This is a genomic window from Bacillus sp. BP-3 (assembly GCF_028401955.1).
Taxonomy (GTDB): domain Bacteria; phylum Bacillota; class Bacilli; order Bacillales; family Bacillaceae_G; genus Bacillus_A.
Window position 1 is genome coordinate 104,108 of record NZ_JAQOTJ010000008.1, and the last position, 18,962, is coordinate 123,069.

Annotated in this window: 16 protein-coding genes and 2 pseudogenes; 13 read left to right on the forward strand and 5 right to left on the reverse strand. The window is 35.3% G+C overall.

The window, feature by feature from the left end; translation table 11 throughout:
• The first annotated feature begins 108 nt into the window (after nucleotides 1–108).
• The 8 genes from PLX19_RS14505 (at nucleotide 109) to PLX19_RS14540 (ending at nucleotide 9,092) form a co-directional block, all read left to right on the forward strand.
• Nucleotides 109–1,302: an MFS transporter gene (locus tag PLX19_RS14505; RefSeq protein WP_272189366.1), complete on the forward strand. Its 1,194-nt coding sequence runs from the start codon at nucleotides 109–111 to the stop codon at nucleotides 1,300–1,302.
• Nucleotides 1,286–3,091 carry an IucA/IucC family protein gene (locus tag PLX19_RS14510; RefSeq protein ID WP_272189368.1) on the forward strand — a complete coding sequence of 602 codons (1,806 nt, stop codon included), beginning with the start codon at nucleotides 1,286–1,288 and terminating at the stop codon, nucleotides 3,089–3,091. The genes PLX19_RS14505 and PLX19_RS14510 overlap by 17 nt, the downstream gene beginning before the upstream one ends.
• Before the next feature lie 183 nt (nucleotides 3,092–3,274).
• Nucleotides 3,275–4,372 (forward strand): alanine/ornithine racemase family PLP-dependent enzyme, encoded by a 1,098-nt coding sequence (locus PLX19_RS14515; RefSeq protein ID WP_272189369.1) that lies wholly within the window; start codon nucleotides 3,275–3,277, stop codon nucleotides 4,370–4,372.
• A 147-nt stretch (nucleotides 4,373–4,519) separates the two neighbouring features.
• Nucleotides 4,520–5,482 (forward strand): ABC transporter substrate-binding protein, encoded by a 963-nt coding sequence (locus PLX19_RS14520; RefSeq protein ID WP_272189370.1) that lies wholly within the window; start codon nucleotides 4,520–4,522, stop codon nucleotides 5,480–5,482.
• Between the two features lie 13 nt (nucleotides 5,483–5,495).
• Nucleotides 5,496–6,527 (forward strand): FecCD family ABC transporter permease, encoded by a 1,032-nt coding sequence (locus PLX19_RS14525; RefSeq protein ID WP_272189371.1) that lies wholly within the window; start codon nucleotides 5,496–5,498, stop codon nucleotides 6,525–6,527.
• On the forward strand, nucleotides 6,524–7,501 hold the full coding sequence (locus PLX19_RS14530; protein WP_272189372.1) for a FecCD family ABC transporter permease: 978 nt from the start codon (nucleotides 6,524–6,526) through the stop codon (nucleotides 7,499–7,501). Before PLX19_RS14525 ends, PLX19_RS14530 begins: the two co-directional genes overlap by 4 nt.
• 33 nt (nucleotides 7,502–7,534) lie before the next feature.
• Entirely contained in the window at nucleotides 7,535–8,356 is an 822-nt protein-coding gene (locus PLX19_RS14535; protein WP_272189373.1) for an ABC transporter ATP-binding protein, read from the forward strand.
• A gap of 232 nt (nucleotides 8,357–8,588) precedes the next feature.
• On the forward strand, nucleotides 8,589–9,092 hold the full coding sequence (locus tag PLX19_RS14540) for a DinB family protein (protein WP_272189374.1): 504 nt from the start codon (nucleotides 8,589–8,591) through the stop codon (nucleotides 9,090–9,092).
• Between the two features lie 345 nt (nucleotides 9,093–9,437).
• On the opposite strand, the gene PLX19_RS14545 is transcribed toward PLX19_RS14540, so the two are convergent.
• Nucleotides 9,438–9,746, reverse strand: a complete 309-nt coding sequence (locus tag PLX19_RS14545; protein WP_272189375.1) for a carboxymuconolactone decarboxylase family protein — start codon at nucleotides 9,744–9,746, stop codon at nucleotides 9,438–9,440.
• Nucleotides 9,746–10,159: a tautomerase family protein gene (locus PLX19_RS14550; protein WP_272189376.1), complete on the reverse strand. Its 414-nt coding sequence runs from the start codon at nucleotides 10,157–10,159 to the stop codon at nucleotides 9,746–9,748. The genes PLX19_RS14545 and PLX19_RS14550 overlap by 1 nt, the downstream gene beginning before the upstream one ends.
• A 109-nt stretch (nucleotides 10,160–10,268) precedes the next feature.
• On the opposite strand from PLX19_RS14550, the gene PLX19_RS14555 reads away from it, so the two are divergent.
• The 5 genes from PLX19_RS14555 to PLX19_RS14575 all read left to right on the forward strand — a co-directional run bounded on the left by PLX19_RS14555 (nucleotide 10,269) and on the right by PLX19_RS14575 (nucleotide 17,040).
• Nucleotides 10,269–11,168: a LysR family transcriptional regulator gene (locus tag PLX19_RS14555; RefSeq protein ID WP_272189467.1), complete on the forward strand. Its 900-nt coding sequence runs from the start codon at nucleotides 10,269–10,271 to the stop codon at nucleotides 11,166–11,168.
• 285 nt (nucleotides 11,169–11,453) lie between these two features.
• Nucleotides 11,454–12,857 (forward strand): Na+/H+ antiporter NhaC, encoded by a 1,404-nt coding sequence (gene nhaC, locus PLX19_RS14560; protein ID WP_272189377.1) that lies wholly within the window; start codon nucleotides 11,454–11,456, stop codon nucleotides 12,855–12,857.
• A 174-nt stretch (nucleotides 12,858–13,031) separates the two neighbouring features.
• Nucleotides 13,032–14,420 (forward strand): class II fumarate hydratase, encoded by a 1,389-nt coding sequence (fumC, locus tag PLX19_RS14565; protein WP_272189378.1) that lies wholly within the window; start codon nucleotides 13,032–13,034, stop codon nucleotides 14,418–14,420.
• A 461-nt stretch (nucleotides 14,421–14,881) separates the two neighbouring features.
• Complete coding sequence (locus tag PLX19_RS14570) at nucleotides 14,882–16,165, forward strand: phytoene desaturase family protein (protein WP_272189380.1); 1,284 nt, start codon at nucleotides 14,882–14,884, stop codon at nucleotides 16,163–16,165.
• A 17-nt stretch (nucleotides 16,166–16,182) separates the two neighbouring features.
• Nucleotides 16,183–17,040 carry an RNA polymerase sigma-70 factor gene (locus tag PLX19_RS14575; protein ID WP_272189468.1) on the forward strand — a complete coding sequence of 286 codons (858 nt, stop codon included), beginning with the start codon at nucleotides 16,183–16,185 and terminating at the stop codon, nucleotides 17,038–17,040.
• Between the two features lie 379 nt (nucleotides 17,041–17,419).
• Here PLX19_RS14575 and PLX19_RS14580 read toward each other — a convergent pair whose 3' ends face one another.
• The 3 genes and pseudogenes from PLX19_RS14580 to PLX19_RS14590 form a co-directional block, all read right to left on the reverse strand.
• Nucleotides 17,420–18,181, reverse strand: coding sequence for a glycosyltransferase (locus PLX19_RS14580; protein WP_272189381.1), 762 nt, complete (start codon nucleotides 18,179–18,181; stop codon nucleotides 17,420–17,422).
• A 291-nt stretch (nucleotides 18,182–18,472) separates the two neighbouring features.
• Nucleotides 18,473–18,678: pseudogene (locus tag PLX19_RS14585) on the reverse strand (IS4 family transposase); the annotation flags it as partial.
• A pseudogene (locus PLX19_RS14590) lies at nucleotides 18,665–18,945 on the reverse strand (Tn3 family transposase); the annotation flags it as partial. The pseudogenes PLX19_RS14585 and PLX19_RS14590, both read right to left, overlap by 14 nt.
• Between the last annotated feature and the right edge of the window lie 17 nt (nucleotides 18,946–18,962).

Here is an 18,962-nt window from a genome sequence, read left to right on the forward strand (position 1 = left end):
TTCTATCTTTACAGATAAAAAAGAATATTTTATATTATTTTACAAGGATAATGATAATCAATATCAATTATAAAGAGTGCATGTAAAAATGCAACTGAAAATTTCGGGGTGGTTTTTATTCGCAAACTATTTTTTAGTAGTTCATTTTTCTTATTTATGGGGAATTGGCTTGGAATGACTGCGATCAATTGGTACGTTTATGACCTGTATCATAGTGCCACGTATTTAGGATGGATTAACTTTGTAAGGCTGATTCCTATTGTATTGTTTAGTGTATATGCAGGGAAGCTTTGTGATCTGTATCCGCGTATTAAGTTAATGAAGTCTTATTCTTTTTGGGGACTAGTGGTTACAACAGCACTTGCTATTTATGTTGTGTTTATTACTCCTTCTTTTTCTATTTTTCTTCTTTTCTCATTTGTGAGAGGAGTAATTAGTGCATTGGAAACACCAAATCGAAATACAATTCTTTCTGATATTGATACGAACCATCAAATTAGTAAATTGATATCTATGAACTCATTTGTAATGAATGTTTGCCGCTCGACAGGGCCAGCTGTAGCTGGATTTTTAATTGCAGGAGGGCATATCGAGCTGACATTTATGATGCAGGCAATTTGTTCACTTATTGCATTCATTCTCGTATTACCGATGAAAGATCGAACGATGAAAAAACGAAAAGAAAAGAAGAAAGCAAGCTGGGAACAAATTGTTCAATACTTTTCCAATGATCATATGGGAAGAAATATTTTTATTACATCAATGATTACAATGGCTTTTGGCTTTTCGTATACATCTGTATTGCCTGTACTTGTTTCTCATCAATTTACTGGAAAAGCGGAAGTATTCGGCATTGCGATGTCTGCAGCAGCAGTTGGTGCGATTATAGCAACAATTATTCTTCCTAGAATATTAGAGTATATTTCAGAAATTAAGATTTATTACATGAGTGTATCTTTGTTTTCCAGTAGTATAGCGCTCCTAATTATTAGTAATACATTTATGTTTTTTATACTATTATTCTCTATCGGTCTTTTTGGACAGTTGTTACGCTCTAGTAATCGTGTTTATTTTCAAAACAATGTTCGTGAAGAAGAACGAGGTCTCATGCTTAGTGTTGTATTAATGGACCGAGGAATGATTCCGCTCGGTTCAATTATAGTAAGTTACGCAATTGAGTATGTGGGGATTTCTGAGACATTTGTGATGATGGGGATTTTATGTATGATCCCATTTGTATTGCAATACATAAAAGTGAAAAAACAAAATAGGAAGGTGAAGAGTTTTGTCCATTCAAAGTAAACAATCCAATCGAGTACAAGCAGAATATCGTATTTTAAATCGTTTTTGTAATGCGTTAATTCGTGAAAAAAATTTATTAGAAAGTTGTGCTGTGCTAAAGCATGAGCATGGTATTGAAATTATAGATAGTATGAATGAAGCAGAATTATTACTAGAAGTGCAACAAGAAGGGGCATTTGAACGATATGAATTTTCTTTCCCACTTCGCTTTAAAGTAAGAGGGCATGTGATATGGATTGATTCATTGCAAGTGTTCTTTGAAGAGGTAGCACCATTCTTTCAGCTCCATGTTTCAGATGCTCTGCAAAATGAATTACAGAACAGCGTTGAGAACTTAGAATTGGCTTATGAGGCAGGGGAACAAAAACAGGAATGGGTAAAACAACAGCTTGAAACAAACATGATGTTTTATGCGAAATACAAACCAAATAATCTATATCAATTTTTCGAAGAGTTAAAAAGATGTACGTCGTTTGATGAACTCTTATATACAGAGTCATTAGTAATTGAAGGACATCCATTGCACCCTTCAACAAAAACAAAACTTGGTTTATCGAAAGAAGAAGTAAAGCGCTATGCACCTGAATTTGAACAAGTTGTTCCGTTATATGTATTACTTGTTCATAAAGGTGTAATAGCAGTTACAGGAGAGCGTTTTGGAAAAACATTATTATATGAAAGTATGCCAGATTTATATGAAACAGCATATGAAACATTAGTAAATCAAAGAAAACAAATGGAAGATTATTATCCATTTCTTGTTCACCCATGGCAATATGAACATGTGCTAACCAAAGAGTATGATACGGATTTAGCAGAAGGGCGCATCATTCCAATTCCGTATCAACTTCCGTCCCGGGCGACGCTTTCATTTCGAACGATGAATCTACTAGAACTGTCGTATCATGTCAAGCTTCCGGTACGTGCGCAAGCTACGAGCGCGGTCAGAACGGTATCACCAGAAATAACTGTAAACGGACCGGTTCTTTCTTCGTTGTTTGATACGATTTACGCAAATGAGAAAGAGTTAGCACAGTCAGTAGTTGTTGTTCGTGAACGAGTTGGAGCTACTTTTACGAAAAATGATGATGTTCATTTAGGACGGAATCTTGCATTTATTTTACGAGAAAGCCCACATGTATATAAGCAAGAAGGAGAATTACTATGGGTTGGAGCTAGTTTAACAGCAAGTAATCCATTAAGAGAAGATGAACCGGTTATTGTAGATATGATGCGCACATATTTTGAAACTGAAACGATTGGTAAAAAAGAAGTATTTCATTATGTTGCTCACTATACGGAGAAAGTTATGATTCCTTTACTACAGCTTGTTTTACAATATGGAATTGCACTAGAAGGGCATATGCAAAACTCTATTATTGTTACAAAGAGCGGAGCAATCCAACGAATTTTTGTGCGTGATTTAGGAGGCGTGCGAATTCATAAGAAGACATTAGCGAAGGTAGTAGATATTGCGAATCTGAAAGAAGCAGTTGTATTTACAGATGATAGAAATGAAGTTTATAACAAGTTTATTCATTCCGTATTGCAAAACCACTTTGGAGATGTGTTATTTACATTAGCTCTTGCGATAGACGACGTACAGGAAAAAGAGTTATGGGGAATCGTTGCTGCGATTGTGAAAGAGTATATGGTCGATGCAACAGAAGAGCAAAAAGCAGCCATATTTGCAGATCAAATTGAAACAAAAGCATTGTTTTCCATGAGAATACAAGATCAAGCGAAATCTTATTTATATACAAAGTTTCATAATCCGCTCTGTATATAAATACAAAGTGAAAAAAACTTTCTTTTAGGTGGGAGGGAGCATCTGGCTGTGTATAGAATCGGTCAGAGCCTTTTCCTGCCACATGCAAGGATTAAAACAAAGTAGCGGTCATGTCTTGTTCTACATAGCAGCGACTTATATGTTGAAAAATGAAAATTTATTTATGTAGCAGGAGGAAGCAACATGATGCCTATTATGAAAGTAAATCTTTCAAAATTGAAGCATAATGCTATGATGATGAAGCGATTATGTGAGCGTTCAAATCTGATATGTTTTCCAGTGACAAAAGGGATTGGCGCTGCGAGAGAGGTCATTGAAACGCTTCAAGAGGCAAAGTATACAAGATTTGCTGATTCTAGATTACAGCATCTTCATCACATTCGTTCTATTGTCGGAAAAGAAGCTGAGCTTTTATTGATTCGTACGCCAGCTTTGTCGGAAGTAGAAGAAACGGTTCGCTGTGCGGATATTAGTTTGAATTCTGAACTAAGTATCATAGAAGCATTAGGAAGAGCAGCGAGAACATATGGAAAAGTACATCGTGTCATTTTAATGGTTGATTTAGGTGATCTTCGTGAAGGAATGATGCCGCATCAAGTAGTAGAAGCAGCGCAAAGGGTATCAAATATTCCCGGAATTGCACTTGATGGTATTGGAGCAAACTTTACTTGCTTTAGTGGTGTGATTCCAACTGAGAGTTCTTTGCAAGAATTAACGCAATTAGCAAATTTAGTAGAAAAGGAAATAGGCGCACAACTTCGGTTTATCTCAGGAGGGAATTCAAGTTCGTTACCACTTATTATGCAAAAGAAACATATTGGACGTGTCAATTCTCTACGGATTGGAGAAGCTATTTTTCTAGGAAAAGAAACAGCGTATGGAAAAAATATTCCCTTTATGTACCAAGATGTATTTTCAATTGAAGCAGAAATCATCGAAATAAAAAGGAAGCCGTCTATGCCAAGGGGAGTCATTGGAAGAGATGCGTTTGGCCAAGTTCCGTCTTTTGAAGATAAAGGAGAGCGACTACGAGCAATTGTTGCAATCGGAAGACAGGATCTTGATATTAGCGGTTTACGAGCTTCTGATAAGAATATTGAAATTCTGGGTGGAAGTAGTGATCATTTAATTGTTGATATAACGGATAGTACACCACACCGCATAGGGGACAAAATGACATTTGTTCCAGCGTATAGTGCATTGCAAAGCGGTATGGTTTCATCACTTGTACGAAAACAATATGTGTATGATGAAGTGCTGCAAAAAGCACTTATGTTATAAAGTGAAACGAGAGCTATTGCTCGCCAGTCGAGTGTATGAATCATTCCCCAACACTTTTTTTGGGGGAAATAATAGACAATTCCTAAAATTATGCTATCATATTAGATGAAAATGATTATCAATATTACTCGTATGGGGGATTACATAATGAACAAGAAAAAAATGAGTACTTTACTTGTAGCGATGTCATTAGCGGTGGGGGCGCTTACTGGCTGCAGTGGAGGGGCAAAAGAAACAGCTAAAAAAGAAGATAAAGTAGAAGCAAAAAATCAAGCGGGGGCAGTGAAAATTAAACATGAGTGGGGAGAAACAGAGTTAAAAGAGACACCAAAAAATATTGTAACTCTTGACTTTTCATTTATTGATACATTAATAGATTTAGGTGTTACACCAGTTGCAAATGCTGGAGTAGGGAAAACGAAAATTCCAGAATATTTACAGGATAAAGCATCGAAAGTCAAAGATGTTGGGGAACGAAAAGCACCAAACTTAGAAGTGATTTCATCAGTGAAACCTGATTTAATTATTGCAAGTAAAGATCGACACAATATGATTCAAAAAGAATTAAAAGACATTGCTCCAACAATTGCATTTGATGATAACAGTTATGAAGAAGTAATGAAAAATATGGACACCATTGCTAAAGCAGTTGGAAAAGAAGAGCAAGCAAAAAAGATTCGTACAGAATTACAAGATAAAATTTCAAAAGCAAAAGAGAAAGTAAAAGGAAATCCATCAGTACTTGTTATTGGTGCTTTTGATGATGAGTTTTCTGTATGGATTAAAGATTCATTTATTGGTTCGTTAATGACAGATGTTGGCGTGAAGTACGCATATGAAGGGAAAAAAGAAAAAACAGAAGGTAAAGCAGAAATTGCCAAAATTACGATGGAACGTCTAAATGAAATCAATCCAGACTATATCTTCTTATATGGAGAAAATGTAGAGAAGTTTAAAAATAATCCACTGTACAATAACTTAAAAGCAGTAAAAGAAAAGCATGTCATTAATGTGGATCGTAATCTTTGGGCACGTGGGCGCGGACCAATTGCAGCAGATAAAATTTTAGATGAGGCACTCCCGGCATTAACAGGTCAGTCTTCTAAATAAGGAGTTGGAGACTTTGTATCATACACAAACTAGAAGCAGACGGGCATTACACCCGTATGCTTCTTCTACTTTGCAATTTATTTTCTTTTTTCTACTATTAGTAATGGTTGGAGCTCTCTCTGCATTATTTCGTGTAAAAGGATTATCATTTCATAACATATCGGAAGTATTTGCAACGGATACAAAAAATTTAATTTACTATACAGTTTGGCAAGTACGTGTACCGCGTGTCGTGCTAGGAGCTTTACTTGGCGCGGCATTAGCTGTTGCCGGGTGTCTATTACAAGGGATTACGCGAAATCCGTTATCTGATCCAGAAAATATTGGAATAAATCAAGGAGCTTCTTGTTTTGTTGTCATTGCCCTTTTACTATTTGGAGAGAAGGATACGAGTTTTATTATTTTGCTAGCAGCTTTTCTTGGGGCGGCTGCAGGTGGAAGTGTGATTTATTCATTAGCATTTCGCGGTGAATATACACCTTCACGTCTTGTGCTTGCTGGGATTGCGATGAGTCTATTCCTTGGATCATTAACGACAGGAGCGATTTTGTTATATGAAACACAACTAACAGAGATTTTATATTGGATGGCTGGAAAGTTATCAGGGGCAAACTGGCAAGATATAAAAATGATGTTAGTTTCGGCAGTTCCTGTTATGATTCTTGTGTTTTTTCTAGCAAATCAATTGAATATTTTATCTCTTGGTGAAGAGACAGCACGTGGACTTGGTGTAAATGTACTTTGGATTCGGAGACTATTTGCGTTTTTAATTGTTATTCTTGTCGGTAGCACGGTTGCGGTAGCTGGACCGATTGGATTTATCGGACTTATAGTTCCACATATTGCAAGAAAACTAGTTGGTCAAGATTATCGAATTATTATACCATTTTCGGCATTGCTCGGTGCTAATCTTCTTGTCATCGCAGATTTTGCAGCGCAATGGGTGTCTTATCCAGCGGATACACCTGTTGGCGTTATTACAGCACTTTTAGGTACACCATTCTTCATATATTTAATGAGAAGGAAGAGAGGTGCTGTGAAATGAAGAAGCTTGGCCGATTTACAATTGTTATCATAGTAGGTTTTATATTGCTAATTGCGCTTTCTCTGCTAAGTTTACGGCTTGGCGCTGTACCAACACCACTTGCTGAGATTATAGAAGGACTGATGATAGGAGAAGGTGTTGTACTAAAATATCGTTTACCGCGTCTTATCATAGCGATTTTAGTTGGAATTAACATGGCGTTATCAGGATCGATTTTACAAAGTGTAACACGAAATCCCCTTGCAGCACCTGATATTATTGGAGTTTCTGCTGGCGGAGGATTAGCAGCTGTTATTATGCTCCTTATGTTTCCGAGTGTACCGGCAATTATGCTCCCTATTGCTGCATTTGTCGGGGCGATGATTGCGAGTTTGCTTGTGTATGTATTATCGTATCAAAAAGGAGGAGTAAAACCGGAGCGTCTTGCACTATGCGGCGTTGCCATTTCTACGGGTTTACAGGCCCTTATTACATTTATTATTGTGAAATTTGCGGTTGATTCCTCACAAGCTCTTGTATGGCTAAAGGGAAGTTTATATGCAAGGTCTTGGGAACATGTTGATATGCTATGGCCATGGACGATAATTGGAGCGGTCATTACATTTGCAAGTTATAAACAAATGAATCTTTTATTATTAAATGAAGAAATAGTAAAAGGTTTAGGCATGCGTATTAATGCTGTTCGTCTTGTGCTAATCGGCGTAGCTGTTGCCTTAGCGGCCAGTTCAGTAGCGGTAGGAGGGACAATTAGTTTTGTAGGGCTCGTTATCCCACATGCGGCGCGACTTCTTGTTGGGTCAGACAGTAGATTGTTTTTGCCAGTTTCAGCGTTATTTGGTGCAATACTCGTTACGGGTGCAGATATGATGGGGAGAATTATTATTCCGCCAATTGAAATACCAGCTGGTATTATTACAGCTCTTGTTGGCGCACCGTATTTTATATATTTACTCGTGATTAGAAAAAGAACATAGTCTCCTCTAAATAACAAATAAGGAGTGAACAAGATGACCAGTTTACATACGGAACAGTTAGAGCTTACGTACGGAAATCAAACGATTATTAATCATCTCGATTTATATATTCCAGAAGGAAAAATTACGGCACTAGTCGGCCGAAATGGATGCGGGAAGTCAACGATTTTAAAATCGTTAGCACGGCTGCTGCAACCAACTAAGGGTCACGTATATTTAGATGGTAAAGCCATTCATACGATGCCAACAAAGGAAGTATCAAAGAAATTGGCAATTTTACCACAATCACCGACGGCACCTGAAGGATTAACGGTAGAAGGTCTCGTTTGGCATGGGCGTTATCCGCATCAACGCTTACTTGGAAAGCGAACGGAGAAGGACCATGAAATGGTAAACTGGGCGCTTGAAGTAACTGGAATGAATCAATTTACAGATCGTACATTAGAAGAACTGTCAGGTGGACAGCGGCAGCGCGTTTGGATTGCGATGGCACTTGCGCAAGATACGGAGTTATTATTACTAGATGAACCGACAACGTATTTAGATATGGCCCATCAGTTAGAAATATTAGAGTTATTGAAAAAATTAAATGAAGAAGAAAATCGAACGGTTGTTATGGTTGTACATGATTTAAATCATGCCGCTAAATATGCACATCATATTGTTGCGATTAAAGATGGAGATAAAGTAATGGAGGGAGCACCAAATGATATTTTAAATGATGAATTGTTTGAAACAGTGTTTGGTGTGAAAGCTCGTGTTGTATATGATCCAGTTGCAATGACGTATATGTGTACACCGTATGCATTACTTTCAGAGAAAAAAGAAAAGCTCGAAGAAAGAATTGTTGGATGAAAAACTGTTGAGAGAAGATTCTCAGCAGTTTTTTTATCGGGAATTTTAGCTCGCTATTTCGCATCTCAAGATGGAGAAAGAAGTGCAAATAATAAAGTTATTTCATTTTATTGTAGGCTGTTTTCTCAAAGATTGTTGTTTTTGTAACATAAAACATAAAAGGAACATACGTTTTGGTTTTTGGAATTTTATGTTATAATTATATTAACTTAATTTAGAAAGAGGGATTAATTTGAGTGAAGTGAAAAATATAATTAGTTATTTTAATCATTATTCATTGTGGTTAACCACTTTAAAAGAAATCGATGAAACATTATGGTTTAAACCCATAGCTGATGGTAAATGGTCTGTAAGTGAGATAATAGCACATATTATAAATTGGGATAATCATTTATTAACAGAAGTCCTCCCATCTGTACAAAATGAAAAGGGAATGAAGTTTCCAGATTTTGATACACATAATAAAAAGGCGTCAAACTACGCAAAATCAGGTATATCACAATCAAAACTTCTTGAAGAAGCAAAAAATACAAGGGAACTACTTGTAAAAGAACTTAACGAACTACCAACCGAAAAATTAAAAAGGCCATTAACTGCAAACGGTGTAACTCATTGTCCACATACTGGAACTCCTTATTCACTTATATATATTGTAAAGGAATTTACAGACCATGATAACCATCATCAAAGACAAATTATACAATTTCTAGGGGGGAACAGTCTATTTATAAAATAAAGGTGTAGCTTAAAATCAGGCTTGATTAAAAGTGTTCCTCAAAACTGGATTGTACGATAAAATAAAGTGAAACTTCCATCAGTGGGTAGCTTCATCACCCACTGACGGTTAGTTGAACCAATCGGGCTTTTACGGGCAGTTATCCCCAACCTATCTTCTTTGCTTCCCTCTGAATCTTGAGATGGGGGTCTTACTGCCCGTTAATGCGGGATAAAAAGAAGCCATTTTGAAAAAGCCTAGTCAAAATGGCATTTATGTTTGAATGTAGATTTTTGGTTTCATGGAAAAGTTGATTATTTCTTTTGATGTTAACTAAATGCTTTAAGAAATACTATTATGTTATTTTTAACTTAGTATTTTATTTAGCACTGTAGTTGCTTTCGGCCATCCAACATAAAAAGCCATATGTGTTATCAAAGCAATAATTTCTTTTTCGTTAATTCCATTCTTTTTAGCTAACTGTAGATGAAATGGTAGTTGCTCCGTACTGCCAATACTAATTAGAGCGGAAAGGGTAATTAAACTTCTTTCTTTTGATGTTAATGCCGGATCTCTCCATACCTTTTCAAATAATATGTTTTCACCGTAATCAACAAACTCGGGAGCAATCTCTCTCATTTTCTTTGGTATATTGGAGTCGATACGATCATTCATTATTCTTTTTCCTCCTTCATAGTAACCATTTGTACTTTTCCTTGGCCAAATGACCAGTTTTCAGCAGATGTCTCGTTTAATGTAATAAAAATATTAGTTGTAGGGATGTTTAAACGATTATAAAAAGCTTCCGCGATTGATTGATATAAATCTCTTTTTTGATTTATTGTTCTTCCTGATCCGCATGTAATAGAAACATGTATCATTTTATCTGTTCTTTTTTTTTCACCCTCTAAGAGATAATACGGATCATAAAAAAATTGATTAGATGGATAGGATAAAAACATTTGAAAGTAATCATTCTCGGGAATATTAAAATGTTCAATTAGTGAATGATGAATACTATTGCTAATCTTTTTTAATTCCTCTTTATTCAATTGCCCATCTGGATAATAAACATTAACAAACGGCATATATGCACTCCCTTTCTTATAACTTTATTTTACATCGGTGTTCTTGATTTATATAATTGAAAATAAACAATAATATTATCAATAAAATCGATGGAGATTAGGTGTGAAAATGGAAATAAAAGAGTTAAATACATTTAAAAAAATTATAGAAGAAGGAACTTTTTCACTCGCAGCTAAAAAATTAAACTATGCGCAGTCGACTGTAACAACACATATAAAAAAACTAGAAAATGACCTCGGGTTTCTTCTATTTGAACGAGGGTGGGATGCTCGATTAACAGATGAAGGTATATTATTTGCTGAGGAAGTAGATAACTTATTAATGCATTGGGATTATTCAATATCTCAAGCGCAGCGAATAAGTAATGAAGAGAAGGGGAATTTAAGAATTGGTTTATTGGAATCAGTTGCAGAAAAAGTAATTCCATATATATTAAAGTATTTAGACGATGAGAAGCCATACATACATTGTGATTTTGTCGTGGGAAATACAGCACTTTTATTAGAAATGATTGATCAAAATAAGATTGATTTTGCTGTTTGTGGAAACAACAAGAATATTTCTAATGTGAATTTCACTCCACTATGCAAAGAACAAATCGAATTTATAGTAAGTAATCCAAATCATCCAGTATTATCAAAAGAATCAGTTGAAATATCTGATATTATTAATTACCCCATTTTGATTGGAGAAAATAGTTGTTATTATTATCAATCTGTGAATGCTTTTTTATCAGAGAACAATTTATCTTTTAAAAGAGTCTACAATTGTAGTGCGCTACACCTTATTCCACAACTCGTTTTTGGAGATGCAATAGGCATCATCCCTAAAGGAACTATTTTAAAACAAAATTCAATAACCTTTAAAGTTAAGGGATTTGATCCTAAAATGCCGATAGGATTATTAATTTCTTCTAAAAAAAGAAACTATTTAAATCGAACAAAGCAGCAACTTATGAATTTAATTGAATCGCTGCTGTTACAAATAAATAATTATATATTTGATTAAATGCACCATACAAACTTTTGAAATTTGAGAATATAAAAAGAAACTATTTCTATCAATTTTAAAATAGTTTCTTTTTTTGAATTGGATTGAATATTAATGAAATAAGAAAAATTAATGTATTTTTTCAAATTAGCATTGCGAAATACATGCGGTACTTTTAAAATAAAAAGGTCGTGCATTTATTATACTAAAAAAACAAATCGGAATAATATGAATATTTATGTTTATGTAAAAAGTAACTAAACGATATGCATCATGTTATTGCTTCATAAGGAGAGAAGAAATTTGAAAAGTGTAAGATTACCATCGATGATTGAAATCATTATTCTTTTACTATTATTTTTAGGCGTTGTCTTTTCATTTCAGACAACTTTTGATTTACCAATTCAGCTTGCGTTATTTATTTCATGGTTTCTTGTCATTGCGCTTGGATTAAGACTTGGGTTTCGTTATCAAGAATTACAAGATGCAATTACAAAAGGAATTTCGAATGGACTTGAAGCAATTTTAATATTAGTGGCGGTTGGTGCTCTTATTGGAACTTGGATTGCTGGCGGTGTTGTGCCAACACTAATTTATTATGGTTTAGAATTTATTCACCCAAGTATCTTTCTATTAGCGACATTAATTATTTGTTCGATTACATCTATCGCAACAGGTACTTCTTGGGGAACGGTAGGTACAGCTGGTATTGCCATGATGGCAATTGGTGAAGGACTTGGATTACCACTTCCTCTTGTAGCTGGTGCAGTGCTGTCCGGTGCGTATTTCGGAGATAAATTATCACCATTATCTGATAGCACTGTACTTGCAGCTTCTATGGCAAAAGTAGATGTTATTGCGCACGTTCGTGCTATGTTGTATTTAGATATTCCAGCTTATATTATTACGGGTATTATGTTTACAGTTGCAGGCTGGGTATATGGTGGGAAGAATGTAGATTTAGAAAAAGTAGATTTTCTAAAGGCATCTTTACTAAAGCAGTTTGATATTCACATTTGGATGCTCGTTCCAGCGGTCGTAGTCATTATCCTTTTAGCGATGAAACGTCCATCTATGCCTACAATTGCAATGGGGGCTCTTCTTGGTGCGATTTGGGCAGCTGTGTTCCAAGGCATGCCTTTTGGAGAAGCGATTGGTACAGCTTACAAAGGGTTTTCTATTGATTCTGGTATCGATTTCATCGATAAATTATTAAATCGCGGTGGAATTGAAGGAATGCTTGGGTCAGTTGCTGTTATTATTTTCGGACTTGGTTTTGGTGGTTTATTAGAAAAGCTTGGTGTTTTAAAAGTTATTGTTTCGAAGTTTGAGAGAAAATTAACAAATGCAGGTAATGTAACCCTTTCGACTTTAATTGTTGCATTTTTAGCAAATGTATTTGGCTGTGCCATGTATGTATCGTTAATTTTAACGCCAAAAATTATGGAAGAAAGCTATGATAAATTAAAATTAGATCGCCGCATTTTAGCACGTAACTCAGAAGTAGGTGGAACACTTACTTCTGGGATGGTTCCATGGTCTGATAACGGTATTTTTATGGCGGGTATTTTAGGCGTCTCGACGTTATCTTACCTACCATTTATGTGGCTGAGCTTTGTATCATTAGCGCTCGCTGTTATTTACGGCTATACAGGTAAATTTATTTGGTATGTAGATGATGTAGGGAAAGAAAAACAAGTATCATAGTATGGAAAAAATCATCCTTTCGCTTATGGTGAAGGATGATTTTTTTATGAGCTAATTTATATTATCAAAATCATCATTCAATAGGTAATTTTGATTTTTGGTGGAAATATTTGTTATTTTCTGTGTTTTCGATAAAATGAAAAAGAAGGTATTTAATTCTAAGGGGATGAAAACATGGATTACAGAATGGAAAGAGATACATTAGGAGAAATGAAAGTTCCAGCTGATAAATTATGGGCAGCGCAAACGCAGCGTAGTAAGGAGAACTTTCCAATTGGAACAGAGCGGATGCCGCTTGAAATTGTTCGAGCATTTGCAATTTTAAAGAAAAGTGCAGCGCTTAGTAATCAAAAGTTAGGGAAGCTAGCAGATGAAAAGGCAAGTGCAATTGTAGAGGCGGTTGATGAAATTTTATCAGGAAAATGGGATGATCATTTTCCGCTTGTTGTTTGGCAAACAGGAAGTGGTACACAATCTAATATGAATGTGAATGAAGTGATCGCTAACCGCGGAAATCAAATTTTACAAGAAAAAGGGCTTGATCTACATATTCATCCGAACGATGATGTGAACATGTCTCAAAGCTCAAATGATACATTTCCAACAGCACTTCATATTGCATGTGTGATAGCTGTAGAAGAACAAGTCTTACCAGCGGTAGTAAAATTAAAAGACACGTTACAAGAAAAAGTAAACGAGTTCTCTCATGTTATTAAAATTGGTCGTACTCATTTACAGGATGCAACGCCGTTAACGTTAGGGCAAGAAGTGAGCGGCTGGCATCGGATGCTTGAAAAAACAGAGCGGATGATTATAGAAAGCAGTACATATATGAAAGAGCTGGCAATTGGTGGTACTGCGGTAGGAACAGGGATTAATGCCCATCCAAAATTCGGTGATATGGTTGCCGAAGAAATTAGTAATTTTACAGGAAAACAATTTGTATCAGCGCCAAATAAATTCCATGCGTTAACAAGTCATGATGAAGTTGTTTATACGCACGGTGCGTTAAAAGCGTTAGCTGCTGATGTGATGAAAATTGCAAACGATGTACGCTGGCTTGCAAGTGGACCGCGCAGTGGACTTGGAGAGATTACGATTCCAGCAAACGAGCCAGGGAGCTCTATTATGCCAGGAAAAGTAAATCCAACGCAAAGTGAAGCTATAACGATGGTCGCAGTGCAAGTTATGGGAAATGATGCAACAATCGGCTTTGCAGCAAGTCAAGGAAACTTTGAATTAAACGCCTTTAAGCCAGTCATTGCTTATAATTTCTTACAATCTACTCGATTATTAGCAGATGCAATTGTTTCATTTAACGATAAATGTGCAGTAGGTATTGAAGCAAATAAAGAAATTATTGGGCAGCACTTAAATAACTCGTTAATGCTTGTAACAGCACTAAATCCACATATCGGTTATGAAAATGCAGCAAAAATTGCCAAGCATGCACATAAAGAGGGATTAACATTAAAAGAAGCAGCATTGCAATCAAGTTTATTAACAGAGGAACAATTTGATGAGATTGTAGATCCGAAGAAAATGATTGAACCGAAGGAATGAAATGTTTTTCAAAGATAGGATTCTCGAGTGTTTTACTGAAAGACATGAAAAATAGAGATTGAAACTTAATCTAACCACAGAAACATATTGTTTAATAAATATAAGGATGTAGAAGGGGAGTGGGTATACCACTCCTTTTATTACGATAAATTATAGTTGTAAATGTGCCGTTAAAAAATGTATTAGACTATTGAACAATAGTTGTAGTTTGGAATTGAAGTAAAGTCACGAAGTTCTTATATTATCAAGACCTAAAATATAAAAGTCATAAAATATAAAGGATGCTACATATTATACATGACTAATATGTAGCGCCCTTTTACTTCTTACATAATGGATACCGCCCATAGGTAAACTGGTTCGTATATTTGGCTAAAAATAGGTTTTCATGAATTAAGTTTTTTGTCACAATTGAACCCCTCTATCCGTCTTGATTAATGAAAAGAATAGGAGGGATTTAAATGAATAAATTTGATGTTGCTATTATTGGTGGCGGGTTTGCTGGATTAACAGCTGCACTTTTTCTAGCAAAGGAAGGTAAGAAGGTAGTGGTGCTTGAGAAATCAGATCGATACGGAGGACGGTCGATGACCATTAATAAAAATGGCGTTCTCATGAACCTAGGTGCACATGCCCTTTATAAAGGCGGTGAAGCAATGAAGATATTTGATGAACTCGGGATTACAATCAAGGGAAATGAACCCTCTACGGATGCACATGTTATTTGGAAAAATGAGGTTTATCAAGTGCCGATGGGTTTACGTTCCTTATTTTCGAAGCAATTTCTTAATGGGTTAGGGAAGGTCCGTCTTGCGAAGCTTATGTTTCAGCTCAGTAAAATGGATGTGAATTCGGTTTCAAATGAAAACGTGCAAGCATGGGCAGAAAGGGAAATCATTGATCCAATGGTACGCCACTTCTTTTATGCATTATGCAGATTAACCACTCTAACATATGCTCCAAGTATACAGCTAGCTCGTCCAGTTGTAAGGCAGATCCAGAGGGGGATGAAAGAAGGTGTTCTCTATGTCGATCATGGTTGGGAATCTATTGTAACCGAATTAAGGTCTAAAGCTGTTAGTTTCGGTGTTAAACTTCTTGAATCTATGAATGTAAATAGCATTGACCACAATGGCCAAATTGAACGAGTGAGTTGTACGAATGGAGAATCGTTTGATGTAGAAAGTGTGATTATTGCAACACCCCCTAACGAAGCATGTCGTCTTGTACCCCATGTTGAAAAAACCTCCCTGTATTGTTGGAAGGAGGAAGCAATTCCTGTAACCGCATCCTGCTACGATTTAGGATTAAAAACGTTGCCTAATATAAATCATCAATTTGTGCTGGGGCTTGACCAACCAGTCGCCTTTGTAAATCAATCTAGGGCAGCGAAGCTGAGTAATAACGGAACATCTGTAGTTAGCTTGGTTAAATATCATGATTTGAATAGAATTTCGATAGAGTCTCAAACAGAGAAACAACAATTAGAACATACAATGGATTTGCTTCATCCAGGCTGGAAAAAAGGGGTGGTCGAACAGCAATATTTACCTAAAATAACCGTTGTGCATAATTTTCCTCATACCGGTAGAACGGAAAAACCAGGTCCAGCTGTTCCGGAAATAAAGGGCCTTTATATAGCAGGAGATTGGGCCGGAGAAGAGGAACTATTGGTCGATGCAGCTGTTGCAAGCGCGAAACGTGCAGCATTACACATATTGAAAAAAGATTGGGTGTTAGTATGAATAAAGAGAAAAAGAAGATGGAATTAGAACAAATTTATCAAGATTACAAGCCACTGCTTTTTTCACTAGCATATCGAATGCTAGGAAGTGTGATGGATGCAGAAGATATTGTTCATGAATCATTCGTTACTTTTGCAAAACGTAAAGATTCCAAGTCCATTACAAATGTAAAAGCCTATTTATGTAAAATTACGACCAATTGTTGTATTGATCATTTAAGGTCTGCTGCCCACAAAAGAGAAACTTATGTGGGCACATGGCTTCCTGAACCGATTGTGGAAGATTACTTTGATGATCCAGCTAATTCATATTTTATGAAGGAATCTTTATCCACCGCCTATATAATGTTGTTGCAACAGTTATCAGAAGTTGAAAGAGCGGTGTTTCTTTTACGAGAAGTCTTTCAATATGACTATGATGAAATCGCCTCTATTGTGGATAAAAGCAGCACAAACTGTCGGCAAATATTTCATAGAGCAAAGAAAGGGCTTGTATATGAACCGAATGTTTACCAACAAGATTATCAGCAATTTAGTAACTATGTAGAAAGGTTCACTGTGGCATTGCAAAACGGTGAAGTTTCGGAAATGATTCAAATGCTGCAGAAAGACGCAATCTTTTATGCAGATGGTGGTGGGAAAGTTACAACTGCACTTAAACCTATTTATACTGCGGATCGAATTTCACACCTATTCTTGAATGTAATTAAAAGGTTACCTGAAGATGCTTTGTTCAAATTTAAAAAGATTAACGGTGGACCAGGGGTTGTTATTATGATTAACGGTTACCTAGCCTACGTAGTTTCATTTGAGTTTAAAGAAGGGAAAATCAATTCCATTTACATGGTGGCGAATCCTGATAAGCTTAGCCGTTAAAAGAAAATATCTAAGGGGTTATCAAAAACATCAATAAAAAATGATGTTGGGTAAACCTTGTAGTCTACGTACTTCATGATTTCGGGAGACAAAATAGCTACTATCAGATGCAAAGTGTGTTCAAAACTTTATAGTGTACTAAATCCAGCAAAGATACATTTATTTAAAGATACAAAGATAAATGTATCTTTTTTCACGAACAATAAAATTTCTGCCCATATTTTAAATATTTCTGTACATTTTTACAGAAGCGAAAGTGTACATGTTTACCTTGACATTTACAATCCTAAATAAATAAGATTCTTTTGGTTCTTTTTAAATTTTATTTAGCTTGTTTCACTAGTTCATTTGATGATAATTTATTTAGGATTTTTCACCGTTATCTTTCTTGATTATCATAATATGTTTTATCTGCGTATTTTTTATCATTTCCTTTTAAATAGGCTAAGATTACCTTTGGATTTTTAAGTAAAGCCCAGTCTCCATATTTATCAAATCTTCTGCATGAAGTTATCATTCCATTCTTAATTGTACCGAATTTCTTATTATTTTGCTTTCCCCATTCTTTTAACCGTTTAGCAAAATCTGCATCTTCTGCCATAAGCATGTTTTCATTAAATCCGTTGATTGCCATAAAGTCTTTTCTATAGCACCAAAAAATCCCTACAGATATAGCTCCATACTTAAAAAGTAAGGGGATTATTATTAATATTGCGGAAACGAATATTCCTAAAGATATTCTTTCAAACTTCCCAGTCACCCCACCGCCAATGTATTTACCTGAAGCTAAATATTTATCTACATTAGACAACATAGACTCTGTCATTTGGGTATCAGCGTCTATAGTAATGATTATTTCTCCACTAGCTATTTTGGCCCCTGCATTTCGGATTTTGGATAAGTTTTTATCGTTATTTTTTAATGTAATACAGTTATAAGACTTTGCTATTTCCTCTGTTTTATCTGTGCAACGATTTAAAACAACTATGACTTCAGTTTGATCTTTATATGCCTCTGATGCCTCTGCGATTGAGTCCAAACATTTTCTAATGTACTTTTCTTCATTGTGTGCAGGGATTATAATAGAAAACTTCACATTTTTTTTAAAATCTACCTCTGAAAATTCGTTTGTTTCAGTCATAATATTCCTCCTTTTTTAAGTTAATATTTTCCATGCAAAATATATATTAACATGTATGAGGTTGTATTATAGAAACTAAAAGTAAACTATTATTCAAAAGTTTACTTTTACAGAAAATTGTACTTTTAGCGTACAATTTTCCTAGAATGATATAATGCCTCCATGCCCATCAAGCTAAGGTTGGGTATTACATGGGCTTCCGTTCTTGATGCAGACATGCTTGATATTTTGTTTATTTGTTTTTTAAAATACGCATTCCAAATAAACCTTGATTAGTTGTATTTTTAAAGACTATGCGGTTTTTAGATTGGATACAGTGTATTGGTAAACGACACCTAAAATATCAAAGATTGTTTTTTCTCATATCGATGGGGTTTTCGTCCGTTTTTCTGTAAGAGATTAAACAGACGAAGAAAAATTTTTGATACCTCTTGGATGTCTTTTTGTATAGCTTCATAAACTAGGTACAGATGATCTTGAATCATATAAAGTTCTTTTAACCCTTCCTATTTCACGTGAAGTTACAGGTACACTATTCTGTCGTAGATAAGCCGCAAGTTTTTTGAGAATAAGAGAGCTGTGACGGTTCCATTACGAACAGAGCTAGTTAATCGTAATCAATCATCCCAGTTTTCTCTTATTTTCTTTATATGAATTGTTCCACCAATCATAAATTCCAGACGAGGTTGTTTTATAAGCTTTTCAAAAGTATAAATTTTATTTTTACTAAACGTTTTAATTATAGGGTCGAATCGGAATCCTAACTGCTGAAATCAATACT